This window comes from Rhizobium sp. SYY.PMSO, assembly GCF_046840415.1.
Classification (GTDB): Bacteria; Pseudomonadota; Alphaproteobacteria; order Rhizobiales; family Rhizobiaceae; genus Rhizobium.
In genome coordinates, this window is record NZ_CP177349.1 from 2,251,340 (window position 1) to 2,271,734 (window position 20,395).

The 20,395-nt window shown below is 61.1% G+C and carries 19 protein-coding genes; 8 read left to right on the forward strand and 11 right to left on the reverse strand.

From position 1 onward, the window contains the following. Positions 1-2 precede the first annotated feature (2 nt). From ACJJVH_RS10930 to ACJJVH_RS10955, 6 genes are all read right to left on the reverse strand, one after another. Entirely contained in the window at positions 3-905 is a 903-nt protein-coding gene (locus ACJJVH_RS10930) for a branched-chain amino acid ABC transporter permease (RefSeq protein ID WP_112801683.1), read from the reverse strand. A gap of 306 nt (positions 906-1,211) precedes the next feature. Next, a complete protein-coding gene (locus ACJJVH_RS10935) occupies positions 1,212-3,638 on the reverse strand; it encodes a GcvT family protein (RefSeq protein ID WP_412063899.1) in 2,427 nt (808 codons plus the stop codon). A gap of 219 nt (positions 3,639-3,857) precedes the next feature. Next, positions 3,858-4,412 (reverse strand): sarcosine oxidase subunit gamma, encoded by a 555-nt coding sequence (locus tag ACJJVH_RS10940; protein WP_412063900.1) that lies wholly within the window; start codon positions 4,410-4,412, stop codon positions 3,858-3,860. A 7-nt stretch (positions 4,413-4,419) separates the two neighbouring features. Next, positions 4,420-7,377 carry a sarcosine oxidase subunit alpha family protein gene (locus tag ACJJVH_RS10945; RefSeq protein ID WP_412063901.1) on the reverse strand — a complete coding sequence of 986 codons (2,958 nt, stop codon included), beginning with the start codon at positions 7,375-7,377 and terminating at the stop codon, positions 4,420-4,422. Next, positions 7,374-7,652, reverse strand: coding sequence for a sarcosine oxidase subunit delta (locus ACJJVH_RS10950; protein WP_112801675.1), 279 nt, complete (start codon positions 7,650-7,652; stop codon positions 7,374-7,376). The genes ACJJVH_RS10945 and ACJJVH_RS10950 overlap by 4 nt, the downstream gene beginning before the upstream one ends. A gap of 13 nt (positions 7,653-7,665) precedes the next feature. Next, on the reverse strand, positions 7,666-8,916 hold the full coding sequence (locus tag ACJJVH_RS10955) for a sarcosine oxidase subunit beta family protein (RefSeq protein ID WP_112801673.1): 1,251 nt from the start codon (positions 8,914-8,916) through the stop codon (positions 7,666-7,668). A 334-nt stretch (positions 8,917-9,250) separates the two neighbouring features. On the opposite strand from ACJJVH_RS10955, the gene cysQ reads away from it, so the two are divergent. The 3 genes from cysQ (at position 9,251) to ACJJVH_RS10970 (ending at position 11,247) form a co-directional block, all read left to right on the forward strand. Next, positions 9,251-10,045 carry a 3'(2'),5'-bisphosphate nucleotidase CysQ gene (cysQ, locus tag ACJJVH_RS10960; protein WP_412063902.1) on the forward strand — a complete coding sequence of 265 codons (795 nt, stop codon included), beginning with the start codon at positions 9,251-9,253 and terminating at the stop codon, positions 10,043-10,045. 379 nt (positions 10,046-10,424) lie between these two features. Then, positions 10,425-10,700 carry a DUF1153 domain-containing protein gene (locus ACJJVH_RS10965; protein ID WP_004107124.1) on the forward strand — a complete coding sequence of 92 codons (276 nt, stop codon included), beginning with the start codon at positions 10,425-10,427 and terminating at the stop codon, positions 10,698-10,700. Between the two features lie 265 nt (positions 10,701-10,965). Further along, positions 10,966-11,247 (forward strand): GNAT family N-acetyltransferase, encoded by a 282-nt coding sequence (locus tag ACJJVH_RS10970; RefSeq protein ID WP_113356386.1) that lies wholly within the window; start codon positions 10,966-10,968, stop codon positions 11,245-11,247. Between the two features lie 206 nt (positions 11,248-11,453). On the opposite strand, the gene ACJJVH_RS10975 is transcribed toward ACJJVH_RS10970, so the two are convergent. After that, a complete protein-coding gene (locus tag ACJJVH_RS10975) occupies positions 11,454-11,804 on the reverse strand; it encodes a flagellar export protein FliJ (RefSeq protein ID WP_112801669.1) in 351 nt (116 codons plus the stop codon). Between the two features lie 442 nt (positions 11,805-12,246). Between ACJJVH_RS10975 and ctrA the strand changes: the two genes are divergently transcribed. Then, a complete protein-coding gene (gene ctrA / locus ACJJVH_RS10980) occupies positions 12,247-12,948 on the forward strand; it encodes a response regulator transcription factor CtrA (protein WP_069611718.1) in 702 nt (233 codons plus the stop codon). A gap of 176 nt (positions 12,949-13,124) precedes the next feature. Here the strand turns inward: ctrA and ACJJVH_RS10985 are convergent, their stop codons facing one another. Both ACJJVH_RS10985 and chpT read right to left on the reverse strand, forming a co-directional pair. Next, the gene (locus tag ACJJVH_RS10985) at positions 13,125-13,487 is read right to left on the reverse strand and encodes a response regulator (protein WP_112801667.1); all 363 of its coding nucleotides are present in this window, start codon (positions 13,485-13,487) and stop codon (positions 13,125-13,127) included. 204 nt (positions 13,488-13,691) lie between these two features. Continuing rightward, positions 13,692-14,339 carry a histidine phosphotransferase ChpT gene (gene chpT / locus ACJJVH_RS10990; protein ID WP_112801665.1) on the reverse strand — a complete coding sequence of 216 codons (648 nt, stop codon included), beginning with the start codon at positions 14,337-14,339 and terminating at the stop codon, positions 13,692-13,694. 303 nt (positions 14,340-14,642) lie between these two features. Here chpT and ACJJVH_RS10995 point away from each other — a divergent pair, with 303 nt between their 5' ends. Next, positions 14,643-15,254, forward strand: coding sequence for an EipA family protein (locus ACJJVH_RS10995; RefSeq protein ID WP_112801663.1), 612 nt, complete (start codon positions 14,643-14,645; stop codon positions 15,252-15,254). A gap of 185 nt (positions 15,255-15,439) precedes the next feature. Beyond that, positions 15,440-16,651 carry a hypothetical protein gene (locus ACJJVH_RS11000; RefSeq protein ID WP_412063903.1) on the forward strand — a complete coding sequence of 404 codons (1,212 nt, stop codon included), beginning with the start codon at positions 15,440-15,442 and terminating at the stop codon, positions 16,649-16,651. 153 nt (positions 16,652-16,804) lie between these two features. On the opposite strand, the gene ACJJVH_RS11005 is transcribed toward ACJJVH_RS11000, so the two are convergent. After that, positions 16,805-17,635 (reverse strand): TrmH family RNA methyltransferase, encoded by an 831-nt coding sequence (locus ACJJVH_RS11005; RefSeq protein WP_412063904.1) that lies wholly within the window; start codon positions 17,633-17,635, stop codon positions 16,805-16,807. 10 nt (positions 17,636-17,645) lie between these two features. Then, the gene (locus ACJJVH_RS11010) at positions 17,646-18,023 is read right to left on the reverse strand and encodes a hypothetical protein (RefSeq protein ID WP_113371015.1); all 378 of its coding nucleotides are present in this window, start codon (positions 18,021-18,023) and stop codon (positions 17,646-17,648) included. A 50-nt stretch (positions 18,024-18,073) separates the two neighbouring features. Here ACJJVH_RS11010 and ACJJVH_RS11015 point away from each other — a divergent pair, with 50 nt between their 5' ends. Both ACJJVH_RS11015 and rpoH read left to right on the forward strand, forming a co-directional pair. Further along, positions 18,074-19,099 (forward strand): RluA family pseudouridine synthase, encoded by a 1,026-nt coding sequence (locus ACJJVH_RS11015; protein WP_112801655.1) that lies wholly within the window; start codon positions 18,074-18,076, stop codon positions 19,097-19,099. Positions 19,100-19,471: 372 nt separating this feature from the next. Then, positions 19,472-20,380, forward strand: a complete 909-nt coding sequence (gene rpoH, locus ACJJVH_RS11020; RefSeq protein ID WP_112801653.1) for an RNA polymerase sigma factor RpoH — start codon at positions 19,472-19,474, stop codon at positions 20,378-20,380. The last annotated feature ends 15 nt before the right edge of the window (positions 20,381-20,395 follow it).

The window sequence follows — 20,395 nt, forward strand, 5'->3', positions numbered from 1 at the left end:
CGTTATACCTTTTCGACTTCCGGCCGGCCGAGAATACCCGTCGGCTTGAAGATCAGCACGTAGGCGAGGATGGCGTAGGTCGCGACATCCTTATACGCGATGGGAAAGTTGCCAGACCAGAAGGATTCGATGAAGCCGATCATCAGGCCGCCGAGAACCGCGCCCGGCAGCGAACCGATGCCGCCGAGAACAGCCGCGGTGAAAGCCTTGACGCCCGGCACGAAACCGTCCGTGAAGTTGGCGACGCCATAATACATCAGATACATCGTGCCGGCCACGGCAGCGAGCGCGGCACCCATGATGAAGGTGACGGAAATGGTGCGGTCGACATTGATGCCGAGCAGCGCCGCCATCTTGCGGTCCTGCTCGGTGGCGCGCTGGGCGCGGCCGAGCGCTGTTTTGTTGACCAGATACCAGAAGGCGGCGAGCAGCACGATCGTCACGACGAAGATGATGATCTGCTTCAGCGATATCGAGACGCCGCCGATGTTGTAGACGTCGCCTATCAATGTCGGGATCGGCTTGTTGCGCGGGCCCTGGGCGACCTGGATGAAGTTCGACAGCACGATCGACATGCCGATTGCCGTGATCAGCGGCGCAAGCCGGAAGGAGCCGCGCAACGGCCGATAGGCGACCCGCTCGATCACCCAGTTCCAAAGGCTCGTCATCAGCATGGCGACGATGAGCATGACCAGCAGCATGACCGCTACCGGCAGGCCGGCAAAAAGCGAGACGAGGACCAGATAGGTGATGAGAGCGGCAAAACCGCCGAGCATGAAGACATCACCATGGGCAAAGTTGATCATGCCGATGATGCCGTAAACCATGGTATAGCCAATGGCGATCAGGCCGTAGATCGACCCGAGAGTCAGCCCGTTTAAGAGCTGCTGGATAAAATAATCCATATGTCATTTCCCCTGGATGCGGCGTCAAACGACCACATCTCTTATTACTTTTTAGGGTTCCTTCGAGAGGCCCATGGCCCCGATTCCATACCGCTTTCGAAGGAAATGTGAAGCCAAAAAGGCGAGAAACTGACAAATTCTTTTCAAATCGCCGCGCGCTGATGCGAAACCGACCAAAAATAACACAAAAGCGGCAGTGCCTGGCTCGAAATTAGTCAGAATCGTTGGACAATGCGTGCTTTTTGAAAAGCTTTCGTCAGCGGCGGGCCTTGCCGGGCCTGCCGCCCTCGTCTCCGACATCGCGTGTCACGCACGCATCCTTGCACCGTCAGCATCGAATAACGGCTCGGCCTGCAGGCTTGCCGGCAGAAGCTCGCCGAGCAGTTCCACCGACCACCCTTGCGGCTCGTCGGCGATTTCCTTCGGCACGTAGCCGACGGCAACGGAAAGGCCGGACGCATGGGCATATCCGCCCGATGTCACCCAGCCGCAGACGGCGCCGTTGTGATAGATCGGCTCGTCGCCGATGACATCGGCATCCTTTGCGCTCAGGATGAACGTGCGCAGCCGCAGCGCCCCGCCCTCGGCCTTCTCCCTGGCGGCTGCCGCCTTGCCGATGAAATCGGCTTCCTTGGAGAGCGCCACGAATCGGTTGAGGCCGGCTTCCAGAGGCCCGTAGAGCGGCCGGTATTCTCGCGCCCAGCTGCCGTAGGACTTGTCGAGGCGCAACGCGTTCAGCGCCCGCAGGCCAAAGAGGCGGATATCGAACTCGGCGCCTTCCTGCATCAGAAGGTCGAAGACGTAGCGCTGATATTCCGGCTTCATCCAGATCTCGTATCCGAGGTCGCCCGTATAGGAGACGCGGCCGACGAAGGCGGGCGCCATGCCGACATCCATGCGCCGGATCGACATGAAGGGGAAGGCTGCGGTGGAAAGATCCTGATGCGTCAGCTTCTGCAGCAGCTTGCGGGAATTCGGGCCGGCGATCGAAAGGCCGAGCAGCGACAGGCCGAGGGCCTTCAGCTCGACCGAGCCGTCCTTCGGCAGCAGGCTTTCGAACCAGCGCATGTGATAGGCTTCGGCAATGCCGGAGCCGATGAGAAGGAAATCCTCTTCTGCGAGCTTCGCCAGCGTGAAATCGCCGATCAGCTTGCCGTCATGCTTCAGCATCGGCGCCAGCGTCATGCGGCCGACGGCCGGGATGCGGCAGGTCAGCAGCGTATCGAGGAATGCTTCCGCGCCCGGTCCCTTGACCGAATATTTGGCGAAGCCCGACGTCTCCATCAGGCCGACGCTGTCGCGCACCGCCCTGGCTTCAGCGCCAACGACATCGAAATCGTTGGAACGGCGCCAGGAGAATTGATCGACCTCGCCTTGCGGAGCGAACCACAGCGCCTGCTCGAGGCCGTAATAGGCGCCGAAGACGCCGCCGGCCTCCTTCAGCTTGTCGTAGATCGGCGTGGTCAGCAGCGGACGTCCGGCCGGCAGCTCTTCATTGGGATAGCGGATGGAGAATCGGCGCGCATAATTCTCGCGCACCTTGGCATTGGTATAGGCGAGCGTTGCGTAGTCGCCATAGCGGGAAACGTCCATGGCGAAGACGTCGAAGCCCGGATCGCCGTAGATCATCCAGTTGGCGAGCGCCAGACCGACGCCGCCGCCCTGGCTGAAGCCGGCCATGACGGCGCAGGCCGACCAGTAATTGCGCAGGCCCCGCACCGGCCCGACGAGCGGATTGCCATCCGGCGAGAAAGTGAAAGGCCCGTTGATGATCTTCTTGATACCGGCATTGTTGAAGGCCGGGAAATGGCGGAAACCGACTTCCAGCTCCGGCGTGATGCGCTCGATATCCTCGGCCAGCAGCTCGTGGCCGAAATCCCAGGGCGTCGTCACCGGCGACCATGGGCGACACGCCTTCTCGTAGGTGCCCATCAGCATGCCCTGCCGCTCCTGGCGCAGATAGATCTCGCCGTCGAAATCGACGCAGTGCATCAGCTCCTTGCCCGTCGTCTTGTTGAAGTCGATGACCTCGGGCATGTCCTCGGTGATGAGGTACATGTGCTCCATGGCGAGCACCGGCAGCTCCAGCCCCACCATGCGGCCGACTTCGCGCGCCCAGAGGCCTGCGGCGTTGACGACGTGCTCGGCGATGATCTCGCCCTGGTTGGTGACGACGCGCCAGCAGCCATCCTCGCGCTGTATCAGCTCCTCGACCTTGGTATGCAGATAGATATCGGCGCCGTTCTTCTTGGCGGAGCGAGCATAGGCATGCGTCGTGCCATAGGGGTCGAGATGGCCTTCGACGGGATCGTAGAGCGCGCCGACAAACTGATCGGGGTCGAGAAGCGGCATCATCTCATGCGCTTCCTTCGGCGTCAGCAGCGTCGCCTCCAGACCGTTATAGCGACCCTTGGCGAGAATGGATTTCAGCCAGTCGAAGCGCTGCGGCGTGGCGGCCAGCATCAGGCCGGAGGTCAGATGCAGGCCGATGTCCTGACCGGAATACTCCTCGATCTCCTTGTAGAGCTCGACGGTATATTTCTGCAGCTTGGCGACGTTCGGATCGCCGTTGATCGTGTGCATGCCGCCGGCGGCGTGCCAGGTCGAGCCGGATGTCAGCTCGGAGCGCTCGAGCAGCACCACATCCTTCCAGCCGAATTTCGTCAGGTGATAGAGCACCGAACATCCGACGACACCGCCACCGATGACGACGACCTTGGCATGGCTTTTCATCTGGGAATCCCCTGTTTCCGGCACGAAGCCGCCGGGTGTCTTCCCGCGCGACCGACCGTGTTTGAGAGGAAACCTAGAGACTATCCGATAGGCCAAATAGCCCGAACTGCGAAACCGATATGTCTGTTTGCGCCATCGCAATTGTTCGGATCGCGCCATTGCCGCGCATAGGCGCAAGCCGGCCGGCAAGGCATCCGAACTGCGCTAACATTAGGCTTTTCAGTCGGCAAAACCGGCCGTCAGCGCGAACTCGCGGCCCATCTCCATGATCTCATCGAATACGCTGCCGGCATAGGAGCGCGGCACGATGATTTCGAAACGGTCGGGGCCGGTGCGCGCGATGTTGGTACTGACATGGCAGCACAGCATGTTGGCCGAGTGCCCTTCGGCGAAGACCTGCGGATGCAGATCGACGGCTACGCATTTGGCGAGGATGCGCCGGACGCTGGGGCCGGAGATGCGAACCATGACGCGACCATCGCTCTGCTCGAAAAAGGAGACCTTGGCTGGGTCGAGCGTGAAGAGATCCCGCGCCACGCTGTCGGCGCCCAGTGTCTCCGACACGACGAACCACTCCCGCGGCCCGATTTCGCGAACCGACACGTCCTTCATCGCCTTCAGGCTTGCCAGAACGCCGTCGTGGTCTCCTGCCCTGCCGAGCACGGAGAAGATGGCGGGACGACGCACGACGGCGAGATGGTTCGGATTGGCGGCAGCCTCGAAACCGGAAATATGATCTTCCAGCACATGCCTGTTCTGAAACGCGACGCTCATCAGCCCATCACCCCAAAAGCTTCTTGTTGTCCGGATCGACAAAGACCGGGCTGCAGACCTCCGCCGCCACTTCCTCGCCGCGCAATCCGTCCCAGACGATCACACGCTCGCCGATACGCTCCCGGCCCGATTTCAGGAAGGCCAAGGCGATGAAATGCCCGAGCGTGGGCGAGAAGCACACCGACGAAACATGGCCCTGATCGTTCACGGTCGAGGGCCTGGCGCCCTCCTTCAAGATATGCGCGCCGGCATGGATTTCCTTGGCGGTGTCGATCGGCTTCAGGCCAACGAGTTGCACGCGGTCGGCGGCGGTCAGGCCGAAGCGGGTCGACAGCCTCTTGCCGATGAAATCCGGCTTCTGTGTCGACAGCATGCGGCCAAGCCCGACATCGTCGGGAGTGGTGCGGCCATCGAACTCGCTATGGGTGATATGCCCCTTTTCGATTCGCAGCACATTGAGCGCTTCGACGCCATAGGCACAAATGCCTTGCGCCTTGCCGGCTTCCATGATCGCATCCGCAACCGCCTCGCCATAACCGGCCGGAACCGCAAGCTCGTAGGCGAGCTCGCCCGAGAAGGAGATACGGAACAGACGCGCCCTCAGGCCGCCCTTCAGTATCACCTCGGCGGCGGCGAGGAACGGGAAGAACGCATCGGAAATATCGTCCTCGACAACCTGCTCCAGCACCAGCCGCGCCTTCGGACCGGCAATCGCCATCTGCGCCCATTGATCGGACGAGGAGACGAACCGAACGTCGAGCTGCGGCCAGAGCGTCTGCGCCGAGAATTCCATGTGGCTCATCACCTCGCCGGCCATCGCCGTCGTGGTCGTCATGAAGAAATGGTCGGGCGTCAGCCGGCTCGTCGTGCCGTCGTCGAAGACCATGCCGTCCTCGCGCAGCATCAGCCCGTAGCGCGCCTTGCCGATCGGCAGCTTCAGGAAGGCGTTGGAATAGAGGCGGTTGAGGAACTCCGCCGCATCCTTGCCGAAGATCTCGATCTTGCCGAGCGTCGACACATCGCACAGGCCGACATTGTTGCGCACGTTCAGCACTTCGCGGTCGACGCTGTCGCGCCAGCCCTTCTCGCCCGGCCGGGCAAACCAGGCCGAGCGATACCAGAGACCGGCCTCGACGAAGGTCGCGCCGTTCTTCTTGGCCCAGCCATGCAACGGTGATTCCCTGACCGGTTGCGCGTGCTTGTCGCGCGCCGTGCCCGCCAGCGCGCCGAACGAAACGGGCGTGTAGAACGGCCTGAACGTGGTCGTGCCGACAGCGGCAGGGCTGACGCCGCGCATGCCGGCGATGATCCCGGCGGCATTGACGTTGCCGAGCTTGCCCTGATCCGTCGCCATGCCGCTGGTCGTATAGCGCTTGGCATGCTCCACATGGCCGAAGCCTTCGCGCAACGCGAGGCCCAGATCCTTGGTATGGACGTCGTTCTGGAAATCCACGAATGCCTTGTCCTTCGCGCCCGGCACATGCCAGATCGCCGCAAAGGACGCATCATACTCTCCTTCGACGTCGGGCAGGTCGGCCGCATGAGCGGTGCGGCCAAGGCTTTGAACGATCCGCCGTGCCTTTTCCACGCCATCGGCAAGGCAGCCGGCAACGCTCTCGACACCGGCAGCCGAGCCGGCAATCTCCAGCTCGCCACCGACGAGCGGCGCCATGAAAGCCTGCTTTTCGTCCGACCACACCGGCTTCGCGCCGCGCTGGCAGGCGAGATGAATGATCGGCGACCAGCCGCCCGACATGGCAAGCGCATCGCAGGCAATCAGCTCATCCAGACCGCCGCGATCGGCGATGACGCCGCTGAGGCGATACCTGCCCTTGGTTGCATGGACGCTCGCGCCATGCACGACGCGGACACCTTGAGGAGCAGCGTCTACCGATGCGCCCCGCGCATCGAGGATCGCCGAAATCTCGACACCTGCGGCAGCCAGATCGGCCGCCGTGCGGTAGCCGGAGCCGCCATTGGTGAAAATCGTCACCTTCTGCCCGGCAACGACGCCGTAGCGGTTGAGATAGCTGCGCATGGCGCCGGCCATCATGACGCCCGGCCGATCGTTGCCACCGAACACCAGCGGCCGCTCCTCGGCGCCGGAGGCGAGGATGGCGCGCTTGGCGGCGATGCGCCAGAGACGCTCGACCGGCAGGTCGGGCGACGGCACCGCCACATGCTTCTGCACCTTCTCGACCGCGCCGAAGACATTGTCGTCGTACCAGCCGAACACGGTCGTTCGCGGCATCAAGGTCACGTTGTCGAAGCTCTGCAACTCCTCCAGCGTCGCCTGTACGAAGACATCGGAGGAAGCGCCGCCGACAATCAATCTTTCCGAAAGCAGCGAACCGCCAAGGCGAAAGCCCTCGTCGGCCAGGACGACGCGCAGGCCCGCGCGAGCGGCGGTCAGAGCCGCCATCAGTCCCGCAGGACCGGAGCCGATGACAAGCAGGTCGCAATGCGCCCAGGCCTTCTCGTACCGATCCGGATCGGCTTGCATGACCGCCTTGCCGAGGCCGGCGGCGCGCCGGATGATCGGCTCGTAGACCTTCTCCCAGAAGGCGGCCGGCCACATGAAGGTCTTGTAGTAGAAGCCCGCACCGAGAAAGGGCGATAGCAAGCCATTGATAGAGCCGATGTCGTGCTTCAGCGACGGCCAGCGGTTCTGGCTCTCGGCCGTCATGCCCTGATAGAGTTCGGCAACGGTCGCCCGCGTATTCGGTTCGGTGCGTCCGCCCTTGCCGATGGTAACGAGCGCGTTGGGCTCGGCCGAGCCGGCGGTGAGGATGCCGCGCGGCCGATGGTATTTGAAGCTGCGCCCGACCAGCAGCTGGTCATTGGCGAGGAGAGCAGCGGCGAGCGTATCGCCCTCCAGCCCCTTCATCTCCTTGCCGTCGAACTGGAAGGAAAGCGGGCGGCTGCGGTTGACGAGGCCGCCGCTGGACAGACGATAGGCCGTCATCGCGCCGCCTCCTTCGCCTTTTCTTCGGCGTCGGTAACGGAGAAGACCTCGTGGGTGACGTTGCTGCGATCGACGACCAGCCAGCGGCGGCACCCGGCGCTGTGATGCCAGTACTCCTGAATGCGGCCGCGCTCGTTGTCGCGGACAAAGACATAGCGATTCCAGTCCTCGTCCGGTGCCGCGGGTGCCGGGCGAACGACGGACGCCGAGCCGCGAATGGAGAATTCTTCCTTGGGTCGCACGCCGCAATGCGGGCAGTTGATCAAGCTTGCCATTGGTATTGTGCCCTCAATGCAGGTTCGGCTGCGGACCCTTGCCGCCTTCGTCGATCGCGAATCCGCGCTCGAAGCGGTCAAGACGCAGAAGGCGGCTGACATCGTGGCTTTCGCCCCTGGCGATCAGATGCGCGAAGCAGAAGCCCGAGGCCGGCGTCGCTTTGAAGCCGCCATAGTTCCAGCCGCAGTTCAGATAGAGATTGTCGATGGGAGTGCGGTCGATGATCGGCGAGCCGTCCATGCTCATGTCCATGACGCCGCCCCAGGCTCGCAGCACCCGCACGCGCGACAGGCCGGGGATGAGCGACACCCCCTCCTCCATCGTATGCTCGACGGTGGCGAGATTGCCGCGTTGCGCATAGGAACTGTAATAATCGATATCGGCGCCGAAGACCAAGCCGCCCTTGTCGGACTGCGAGATGTAAAAGTGTCCCGCGCCGTAGGTGATGACATTGTCGATGACGGGCTTCAACCCTTCGGACACGAAAGCCTGGAGGACGTGTGTTTCGATCGGCAGTTCCAGATCGGCCATGTTGCCGAGGATCGAGGTATGGCCGGCGGCTGCGAGCGCCAGCTTGTTGCAGCCGATGAAACCGCGATTGGTCTCGACGCCGGTGACGATGCCGTTTTCGCGGCGAATGCCGATCACCTCGCATTGCTGGATGAGATCGACGCCGCGGCTATCGGCGCCGCGCGCATAGCCCCAGGCAACCGCATCGTGCCGCGCCGTGCCGCCGCGCCGCTGCAACAGGCCGCCGAGGATCGGAAAGCGCGCGTGGTCGAAATTGAGATAGGGCATCATCCGCCGAACCTGCTCGCGATTGAGCAGTTCCGCGTCGACCCCGTGCATGCGCATGGCATTGCCGCGCCGGGCGTATTCGTCACGCTGGCCATCGGAATGGAACAGGTTGACGATGCCGCGCTGGGAGACCATGGCATTGTAATTGAAGTCCTGCTCCAGCCCTTCCCAGAGCTTCATCGAGAACTCGTAGAAAGGCTCGTTGCCCGGCAACAGATAATTCGAGCGGATGATCGTCGTGTTGCGGCCGACATTGCCGGAGCCGATATAGCTCTTTTCCAATACCGCGACATTGGTGATGCCGAATTCCTTGGCGAGATAATAGGCTGTTGCCAGCCCATGCCCGCCGCCGCCGACGATGATCACGTCATAATGCGGTTTCGGCTCCGGCGTCCGCCACACCGGCTGCCAGTGACGATTACCCGAAAACGCCTGTTTCAGAAGCTGATATGCCGAATATCGCATGCATTCATCCCGATACTACCCGGCCGCACATTCGCATATGCAACAAAAACGACAAGTCCCGAAAGAACGAAAAAGCTTCGCAAACAGAACATGTTCTTTGCTGAATGCGCAGGCACGGCCACGCATGGCTTTCCGATGGAATACGCCATCGCCGGTCGGCAATTCCGGCAGCAGCGGGAGTGACGACAAGCTCTGTTGCTAAACCCGCGGACACGCGGTAAGGCGAAGGAAACCGGGGCATCGGAAGTCTAAACTTCGCAATCGGAACTTCCTATCTATAATGTCCGGAGACTTGAAGCGCGGAGCGGACAAGGCGCGGAAGACGAAGAAGCACATGCTTGCAACTTTTGAAAAGGCGGCGCTCGAAGCAGGAAAGGCCATATTGGAGGTCTATCGTGCCGGCTACGCGGTTGCCCTGAAGCAGGATATGAGCCCCGTCACCCTCGCCGACGAGCGCGCCGAACATATCATCCTCAGGCACCTCGAACGGGATTTCCCCCATATACCGGCCGTCGCCGAAGAGCAGGCTTCCGCCGGCAAAATCCCGAATGTCCGGGGCCGCTCTTTCTTTCTCGTCGATCCGCTCGACGGCACCCGCGAATTCATCGAGCACCGTGACGAATTCACCGTCAACATCGCCTACATCGAAAACGGCATTCCCATCGTCGGTATCGTCTACGCGCCGGCCCTCGGAATAGCCTTTACCGGCGGGTCTGGAGGAGCGTGCAAGCTGTTCGTCGACGAGCATTTCGGCATCTCCGACCGCGTGGCCATCGCCGTGCGCGAGCGCCCTGCCAGGCTGACGGCGCTTGCAAGCCGCTGCAACAGCAACGCGAAAACCGAAGACTTCCTGACCGATCATTCGGTTTCCGCCTGCACGTCGATCGGCTCATCCTTGAAATTCTGCCTGCTCGCAGAAGGCAAGGCCGATGTCTATCCGCGCTTCGGCCGCACCATGGAATGGGATACCGCCGCCGGCGACGCCGTGCTGCGTGCCGCAGGCGGCTCGACCCTGACGACCGACGGCCGCCTTCTCGCCTACGGCAAGATCGGCCAGAGCGAGGATTGCGACTTCGCCAACCCTCATTTCATCTGTTGGGGCGGCAAGAAAAGCGAGGCGCGCGCTTAGAGCTTTTCCGCTTTTCTTCGAATCGCGAAAACGCTCTATCCTGCTGCCTTCACGCAGTTCCGGACGGAAAACCGCTGCGCGCTCTTCCTGGAAATGCTCTGGGATTATACTTGCCGGAAAGGGAAATTGCTTTCATCCAGCCAAACGGGTCGCCGCCGGAAGCGTAAGTTCTTACTGACAAAAAATCATAGGATGAACGGCATTTTCCCCGCAATATCAGGGGACTAACGGGAATTTCATCCCGTCGCCCGCAAGGGCAAATCAACTGCCCGCCACATTCATTAAAGTTATTATCAAAGTCTTACCATGGGCTTAGGCAATTTTTAAATGTGGCAAGATAGAGTGCCACTCGTGGTCTTGAGTGTGTGTAGAGAGTCCAATGACCGAAATGATACGTCCCCGAGTGAAGTATGTCATCGGCCCCGATGGCAGCCCGCTGACGATAGCAGACCTCCCGCCGCCGAATACGCGCCGTTGGGTCATTCGTCGTAAGGCAGAGGTTGTCGCCGCCGTGCGTGGTGGTTTGCTCAGCTTGGAAGAAGCCTGCGAACGTTATACGTTGACCGTCGAAGAGTTCCTCTCCTGGCAGTCGTCCATCAATACCCACGGCCTTGCCGGCCTCCGGACGACCCGCATACAGCAGTATCGCCACTGACAGCAGCGACAGCACCACCTTAATCCGATCTTGCGTTCGGGCCTCTTTTCCTCAAACGGGATAAAAGAGGCCCGAATTGTTTGATGATCGCCCTGAGGCCCGCCGCCATGCCGCTCGCGCAAAACCGTCGCGCACTTCGGTGCGATATGCCGTAACTCCCTCTCAATTCGCCTGAAAGCTGGGCTGCCATATATCATTCGGCAGTTGGCAGCGCAGCGAGCGCGTGCAATCCTCGCCATCTGCAACACGGATCAGGGAGACAATCATGGATATCCGCAACGAAAACAATGCATCCGGCGGCCGTTATGTCGCGACCGCCGAAGGCCACGAGGCGGAGATGACGTTTTCCCGCACCTCTCCCAAGCTGATCATCGTCGATCATACCGGCGTGCCGGATGCCCTGCGCGGCAAGGGCGTCGGTCAGGCGCTGGCTCTTCATGCCGTCGAGGAAGCCCGCCGCGGCGGCTGGAAGATCATTCCGCTCTGCCCATTCTTCAAGGCACAGGCCCTGCGTCATGACGACTGGCGCGACGTCGTCAATCTCTAGATTCGACGGCCGCATGAGATGGCCAGACCTTAATCCGTCCATCCAGCCGGATTGATCCTGAAAATGCAAAAGCTGCGCATGGCCGGCCCCGTCACGGCCAGTCATGCGCAGCTTTCATCTGCCTTCCGTCATGTCTCTCGCGGCTCGAAAGAGATCCGTCTTACGACGCACCAACGCTCGATCCGAAAGCCGACGGAATCGCGATCTCAGGCGCGTGCCCGCGCCGGACCATCGCGCTCCTCGAGCGCGGCAGCCTTGGCATATTCCGCCTGCATTTCCTCAAGCGAAGTTTCCAGCGCCTCTTCCTGAACCTGCAGTTCGCGAATCGACACCTGCAGGTTGTCCGCGCGCTGGCGGGCGGCCTTGGCAAAGGTCGGATAAGCAAAATGACCCGGATCGGAAATGCCCGATTTCTTCTCTTCGAGCACGATCTGGCTTTCCAGCTCCTTCGTCATGCGGTCGAATTCCGCCATCATCATCTGCAACTGCTGCAGCTGGCGGCGTTTTTCGTTCACCTGAAACTCTTTCAGGCGAACAAGGCTCTCACGTGACTTCATACGCATTACTCCCGTGATGCGAGACCCCGGCTCTCGTTATTTCCGCCCGCCATGCCGCTTTGAGACGGCATGGTTAAAAAAAATTCCAGCGATCTTAATAAAAGCCTACCGCTGGTAACCTTTCGTTTACGGGCATCGTTAATGATAGGCGCAATGATTTAAGGCTCAGTAAATGTTGCGGTCGGAATTCGATATGTCGGCATTGGTGAGTCAAGTGAATCACTTGGCGTTGGTTCTTAATGTGATACTTTAGGAGATGATTTTACTGATTGTTGTTGGAAAACAGTGCAATGGAAAAATTATTTAATAAATTCGATACGACTTGCCAGAGTGAATCAGAATTTGTTAACCATTGCGTGGCAGCTTCCAAATCAAGCAGTGATTTGATCGGTATCGCGTAAAGGGGGCTGACGACCTTTCGGCGGCGGTAAAGGGGACAATTATGCGGGTTCTACTCATTGAAGACGACAGCGCGACAGCGCAGAGCATCGAGTTGATGCTCAAATCCGAAAGTTTCAACGTCTATACCACCGATCTCGGTGAGGAAGGCGTCGATCTCGGAAAGCTCTACGACTACGACATCATTCTTCTCGATCTCAACCTTCCCGACATGTCCGGCTACGAAGTGCTGCGCACGCTGCGCCTTTCGAAGGTCAAGACGCCCATCCTCATCCTCTCCGGCATGGCCGGCATCGAGGACAAGGTTCGCGGCCTCGGCTTCGGCGCCGACGACTATATGACCAAGCCTTTCCACAAGGATGAGCTGGTCGCCCGCATCCACGCCATCGTTCGCCGCTCCAAGGGCCATGCCCAGTCGGTGATCATGACCGGCGAGCTCATCGTCAACCTCGACGCCAAGACCGTCGAAGTCGGCGGCCAGCGCGTGCATCTGACCGGCAAGGAATACCAGATGCTGGAGCTGCTCTCGCTGCGCAAGGGCACGACGCTCACCAAGGAAATGTTCCTCAACCACCTTTATGGCGGCATGGACGAGCCGGAGCTGAAGATCATCGACGTCTTCATCTGCAAGCTCCGCAAGAAGCTCGCCAACGCCGCCGGCGGCGCCAACTACATCGAAACCGTCTGGGGCCGCGGCTACGTGCTGCGCGAACCCGATAGCAGCGATTTCGCCGAAAGCGCCTGATCCGCCTCCCCGCCATACCCGCCGAAATAAACAGGAATCCCGCCCCTTCAGGCGGGATTTTTTGTGGGCCTCGCCCGACGCATCCATGAGCATTTATGGGCGCCCGGCGAAGGAATGCCCAAAATAATAGCCGCCCCTAAAGGGCGGCCGCGATTGTTTCGAGATGTCTCGCCAAATCAGGCGGCTGCGGCGCGATTGCCGAATATCGCCGTCAGGATCTTGCGATCGAACGGCTTCAGCAGAAAATCCGTGGCGCCGGCGCGCTTTCCGGCCATCAGCTTGCGCAGATCGGCCTCGACCACGCAATAATAAATCTTCACGTCCTTGCCTTTCGGCATGGCACGGATACTGGCGATGAGTTCGAGCGCCCCTTCCATGCCGGCATCGACGATCAGATAATCCGGGATTTCGGCCTCGCAGCGCGTCAGCGCCTCGCGGGCATCGCCGGCTTCGCTCACGAGAAAGTCCAGCTCGGACAGGATTCGCTTGCCGACCTTTCGTACGACATCCGAACTATCCGTTATCATGAACCGCTGCATGTATGAGCTCCCTGGCATCAGCCGTCATTGCCCGAACGACGGCTTCAAATCGAGACGATAGGGGGAGCAGGCTAAGGATTCGTTACCGTTACATTATCAATTGCACGGACAACCCGGAGATTGCACGGAATCGTCAATACACGAAACAATAAACCCGCGACCGGGCTTCGGTCGCGGGCGATGGATGCATCCGCATCCTTCGGTTCATTGGGCCGCCATGGCCGCCACGAAGGTCAATTCTTCCGGTGTCGCATTGTAGGAAAGCTCCATGCCGCTCTCTTCGGCCAGCAGAACCGTGTAGTACGGCTGGATCGAATGAGCATCGACAGACTCCTCCGGCGTGCCTGAGCAGATTTCGGCAAACTTCGGCGGAATGCGCATCAGCCGCCCCTTGGCGGTGATGGTGAACCTGGCGTCGAACTCCGGATTTTCCAGTGTCACCTCGATATTGCCGCCGCGCGGAATGGCGCCGTAGGCAACGAGGAAGAGGTTGAGCAGCAGCTTGACGCGGTTCTTCGCGATGATGGCGCGCGGGCCGATCCAGCTGACCTCGGTCTTTTTCTCTGCGGCGGCGAAATCCTTGGCGGCCCGCTCCGCTTCGCCGGTATCGATCGAGGCACCTACAGAGCCGGAGGCGCCAAAGGCCAGGCGCGCGAATTTCAGGCGGACGGAAGCATTGAGCGCGCTCGTGCGGATCAGGTCCATCGCATCGGCATCCGCACCACCCTCGTCGAGCAGCTCCAGGCCATTGTTGATCGCCCCGACCGGCGAGATCACATCATGGCAGACGCGGCTGCACAGCAGCGCGGCCAGATCCGGTCCGGTCAGAGTGAGATTCGGGTTCTTCGACATTCATTGTCTCCTGAATGCTGGCAAGGCAAAACGCAGTAGAGTCCACGTTGCCACGGTAAGGTTGCCCGAGGGTTGTCGCAGCCAGTGTACCGCGCGCCATAATGACACCATATTTGGTAAACCGATTATTAAGACCATCCACGCAAAATGCATTCATCACCATCAGACTCGTTCGCGCGCGAATCGTCCTGCGATAGGTGGGCGGAAAGTCTGAGAAAAGGGGGCGTGCCATACCGGCGCGTACAGCCGAATGCGCCGTGTGTTCGTCCCCGAAGCACCGACCATGATGAACGGAAGACTTTCATGCGCTATGAATTCCTCAAGAGAATGCCAAGCCCCGGCACCAGGACGCTCGGCCTCGGCCTGATCCTGGCCATTGTCGCATTCGTCAGCTTCGTATTGCCGGTCCATCAGGCTGCTGCGTCGCCGAACAATCAGTACTCGGCGCAAGAAATCGTCGATGCCGGCCATTCCTTCTTCGGCTCCACCAGCGGCGGCCTTGCCAAGGTGGTCGAACGCGCCTTCCAGCAATATGGCCTGCCGAACGGCTACATCCTCGGACAGGAAGGCTCCGGCGCTTTCGTGGCCGGCCTGACCTATGGCGAAGGCCAGCTCAACACCAAGAATGCCGGCGAACATCCGCTTTACTGGCAAGGTCCATCGCTCGGCCTGGACTACGGCGGTCAGGGGACGCGCGTGATGATGCTGGTCTACGATCTCCCCAGCATCGACAGCGTCTATACCCGCTTCGGCGGCGTGAGCGGTCAGGCCTTCGTGGTTGCCGGCTTCGGCATGACCGTCCTGAAGAACAACAATATCGTGCTCGTCCCGATCCGCACCGGCATTGGCGCCCGTCTCGGTGTCAATCTGGGCTATCTGAAGGTTACGCCCAATCCAACCTGGAACCCTTTCTGAGCCAACTGCTATAATATCTCCCAGGCAGCAAACGCCTCGGCCCGCCTGGTTCGCGGGCCTTTTCTTTCGAAAAATCCCCTCTCGCACCGATAAACCATATCCGTGTTAAACGCTTGCTTGCATGGCTATCCCATGATTAATCATTTTATCGAGATCGAACATAACCCCAGGATACTGGCCGCGTCGTGATTCAATATGCTCTCTTGTTCGGATTGGGCTTTCTGACGGCCGCTCTTCTGGTCTTTCTCATCGCGCCGGCAATCCATCGCCGCATCGTCTGGTTCACCGAGAAGCGCATGAAGGCGACGATGCCGCTGAGCCCGCAGGAAGTGCGCGCGCAGAAGGACATGGCGCGCGCCCTGTTCGCAGCCGAAAACGCCCGGACCGAGCATGCCCTGACGCAGGAACGCGACAAGACGGTGGCGCTGCAGATCCATAGCGGCAAGCTCCAGCAGGAGGCGAGCCGCCTCTCCGCCGGCAACACCGAGCTGCAGACACGCATCGACGATCTGGAAGTCGAGGCAGGCGAACTGCGCTCGCGCCTGCGCCAGGAGGAAAGCTATATCAGCCAGCTCAAGTCGAGCATCCACGCAGCCGAGCAGGCCAGTGCCGAGAAGGAAGCCGATATCGACGGGCTGCGCAAGCGAATGACCAAGATGGGCGCCGACGCGGACAACCTCAAGATCGACCTCGCGACCCGCGAAACCGAAATCGAGAGCCTGAAGCTGCGTATCAAGACGTTGCGGGACGAACGTGATACGCTGCGCCAGGATCTGAATGCGGCAAGCCTGCGTGCGGCGGACGCCGAACAGGCGCTGCGCCAGGAAAGCGACAAGAACAAGCGGCTCGAGGAACGCCTCAACCGCGAGATCGCCGGCAGCGCCGACAAGGAAACCGCGATCGAGCGACACGCACAGGACGTCGTCCGCCTGCGGGAACGGCTGGAGGCTGCGGTCAATGAATCGCGGGAGGCGAGCAAGGCGCTGCGTGCCGCCGGCATCATGCCACCGCAAAAGCCGACGAGAACGCCGAAGCTCGCCGCCGCATCCATGATGGCGGGTGCGACTGATGACCGGCCGAATGCAACCGAGCCGCCACAGGTGGCCGAACCGGAACGAACAGTGGAAGACGAGATCGCTCACATGACGGATGAGGTCCGCAATCGGGCCGCCGCCCTATCGGATCGCCTGGTAAAGGCCCGCACGCCGGCACATGACGACGCCATGCGCGAGGAAATTGCCAGGATCGCCGCCAATATGGTGGCACTGACCGCGCTCAAGGAAGGCGACGGCTCACCGATCTTCGATCTTCTGCCGAAAGATCGGGAGCCCGCCGAACCGGGCGCTCGCGTCAGCCTCGCCGATCGGGTAGCCGCCATCCTGCCGAAACATCCTTAGAGCGATTGCCGGAAAAGCGCGCAACGGTTTTCCGTTCGGCATTGCGTAGAGATAAAGGAGCGGAACCGTTCGAGGATTCCGTGAAGAACAGAGCCGCCTCGAACGTCGGATCCTTGATTTTTCGCATGCCGCTGTCGCAAACAGCGCCACTCTTTAGATGCGCCTGCTCCTTGCGGCCATCTCGAAAAGAGCGATACCGCTCGCCGTCGCCACGTTGAGGCTGTCCAATCCCGGCGCTTGCGGAATCCGCACGCTGCCGAAGGCGGAAAGGATGCTCTGCGGCAGGCCATCGCCCTCCGTACCGACCACAAGCGCCATGCGTTCCGAAGCCGGGACGTCGCGAATATCGACGGTTCCGCGTGGCGACAGGCTCCAGATCGCAAAGCCGCGCGCGGCGAGCGCCGCAAGCAACTCGACGCCGCTCCCCTGGCGGCAATACGGCAGGGTCAGGATCGAGCCGACAGAAACCCGCAACGCCTTCCGATAGAGCGGATCGCAGCAGCTTTCATCAAGCAGTACCGCATCCGCGCCGAAGGCAGCGGCATTGCGGAACATGGAGCCGATATTGTCGTGATTGGAAATGCCGCAGCCGACAAGCACAAGCGCCTGTTTCGGGATGCGATCGAGAAAGGCGCTCATCCCGCCATCCCTCGTCCTGCGCCCGAGGGCGAGAACGCCACGGTGCAGATGAAAGCCGACAATGCCGTCCAGCACCTCTGACGCTGCGACATAGATCGGGACATCGGCTGAAAAAGTCTCGATGATGTCGCCAAGCCCGGAGACGCGGTTTTCAAGCAGCAACACTTTTTCAGCCACAAAGTCGCCGCCCGCCGCATGCGCTCCGGCCAGAAGCCGCAGCACCACCGTTCCTTCCGCAATGAAGCGGCTGTCGCGACCGGTGAGATCGCGTTCCCGAATGTTGCGGAACTCGGCGATGCGCGGATCGTCGGGATGGGTAATCTCGATGAGCCGATCGCTCGTCATCGCCAGACCGTCAGTTGGACAGCGATATGGTCGCCACGATGCGGCCGATGCCGTAATCGAAGACGATGGCCTGGCGCTGACCGCCGGCGAGCGCGCCGTAGAACAGCACCTGATTGCCCGACAGCGCCGTGGACTGGACGACAAAGCCCGCCGGCAGCAATGCCGTCACGGCGACGGGGGCATCGGACGGGATGCCGGACGCTGCTTGCCCGGCCGGCTTGGCCGATGGCTTCATCGTCTTGTAGACAACGGCGCCGAAGACGGCCATAAGGCTCACCACCATGACGGCCGCAGAGACGATCTGCAGGCGGATCATCTTGCGTCGGACTTTCTCCAGGGCCGGATCGAGGGGCTTTTCCTCTTGATCGTCTGGCTCGAGATTCGTCATCGATGCGTCCTTGCTTCCAGTAGAGCGCTTTGTGCGCCGGAGAAATACGTTTGAGCGACCCCTTTAAAGAAGCCGCGAGCAATAGAAAAGTCCTTACCGCCGATGAAAGTGCCGAAGGACGGCTCGATTCATGGTTGACGGCCGAGATCGGCGAGGAATTCTCCCGCAGTCGCGTGCAGGCGCTGATCAAGGAGGGCTCAGTTTCGCTCAAAGGCGCGCCGGTAACGGATGCAAAACGCAAGGTGCGCCCCGGCGACGTCTACGAGATCACGATGCCCGAACCGGAGGACCCGACGCCGCAGGGCGAGGATATCCCGCTCGACGTGCTCTATGAGGACGATGACGTCATCGTCATCTCCAAGCCGGCCGGGCTGGTCGTCCACCCTGCCGCGGGCAACTGGACGGGAACATTGGTCAATGCACTGATCCACCATTGCGGCGCCAGCCTTTCCGGCATCGGCGGCGTCCGCCGCCCTGGCATCGTGCACCGCCTGGACAAGGATACGACCGGCGTGATGGTCGTCGCCAAGAACGACGTCGCGCACCGGCATCTATCCCTGCAATTTGCCGATCACGGCAGGACAACGGCGCTTGAGCGCGCCTATCAGGCGATCGTCTGGGGACGGCCGCGCCAGCTCGTCGGCACCATCGACGCGCCCCTTGGCCGTTCGAGCAGCGACCGTACGCGCCGCGCCGTCAAGCGCGCGGATTCGCAGGATGCGGACGAAGCCATCACGCATTACGAAGTGCTGGAACGCTTTCACGAGACACCGGATGCGGCCGCCCTCGCGGCGCTGATCGATTGCCATCTGGAAACCGGCCGCACCCACCAGATCCGCGTGCATATGGCCCATATCGGCCACCCGCTGCTCGGCGACGCCGTCTATGGCGGCGGCTTCAAGACCAAGGCCAATCTCCTGCCGGAAGCCGCAAAGGCAGTGGTCGGCCGCTTCACGCGCCAGGCCCTGCATGCCTACATGCTGCAGTTCGAGCATCCGCGCACCGGCGAAATCATGCATTTCGAGGCGCCCCTGCCCGACGATATGGAAGAGCTTGTAGAGGCCCTGCGAGGATAAGCCATAATCTTTCGCAGCGCCGCCGCTGGACGCCTGCGGCCAGCCGCCCTATAATGCAATGTATGAAGGACCGAAGTCCGAGCGCCTGTGCTTGCCGAAAACGCGATCGCGTTTTGGAGGCCGATGTGGCGAAGTCATATGGCGCCGGAATATTCGGGAGGATAATCCCAAGGGCGATGTCACGACGGGACCAGTGGTCACGCCGCTATAACAGTTGCGTGACCAGATCCTTGAATCGCCGTTTCGCCATACTTATCTTTACATTGGTTCAGTGCGGGGTCCTCGGACCCGTACGCCTTGGTCCGCTTCGCAGAAGGCGCGCAAAATACGCCCCCAGAAGGAACCAAATCTCGAATAGGAGGGTGCACAATCATGGCCCGTAATACCTTACCGTCCATCGCTGCCGGAGAAGCCGGCCTCAATCGTTATCTCGACGAAATCCGCAAGTTCCCGATGCTGGAACCGCAGGAAGAGTACATGCTCGCCAAGCGCTATGCGGAACATGCCGACCGTCAGGCCGCGCACAAGCTCGTCACCAGCCATCTGCGCCTCGTGGCGAAGATCGCCATGGGCTATCGCGGCTATGGCCTGCCGATCGGCGAAGTCGTATCGGAAGGCAATGTCGGCCTGATGCAGGCCGTCAAGAAATTCGATCCGGAACGCGGCTTCCGCCTGGCGACCTACGCCATGTGGTGGATCAAGGCTTCCATCCAGGAATATATCCTGCGCTCGTGGTCGCTGGTGAAAATGGGCACGACGGCCAACCAGAAGCGCCTGTTCTTCAACCTGCGCCGGCTGAAAGGCCGCATCCAGGCAATCGATGACGGCGACCTGAAGCCGGAGCACGTCACCGAGATCGCCACCAAGCTGAACGTCTCTGAGGAGGAAGTCGTTTCGATGAACCGCCGCCTCTCCGGCGACGCTTCGCTGAACGCTCCGATCAAGGCCGCCGAAGGCGATTCCGGCCAGTGGCAGGATTGGCTGGTGGATGATCACGACAGCCAGGAAGACGTGCTGATCGAGCAGGACGAACTCGATACGCGCCGCCGCATGCTAGCACGTGCGATGGGTGTTCTAAACGATCGTGAGCGCCGCATCTTCGAAGCCCGCCGCCTCGCCGACGATCCGGTGACACTGGAGGATCTCTCGACCGAGTTCGACATCAGCCGCGAACGCGTGCGCCAGATCGAGGTTCGCGCCTTCGAGAAGGTTCAGGAAGCCGTGCAGAAGGATGCGCTGGAACGCGCCAAGGCCCTGCGCGTCGTCGAAGCGACAGCCTGAAGATCACATTCGGGA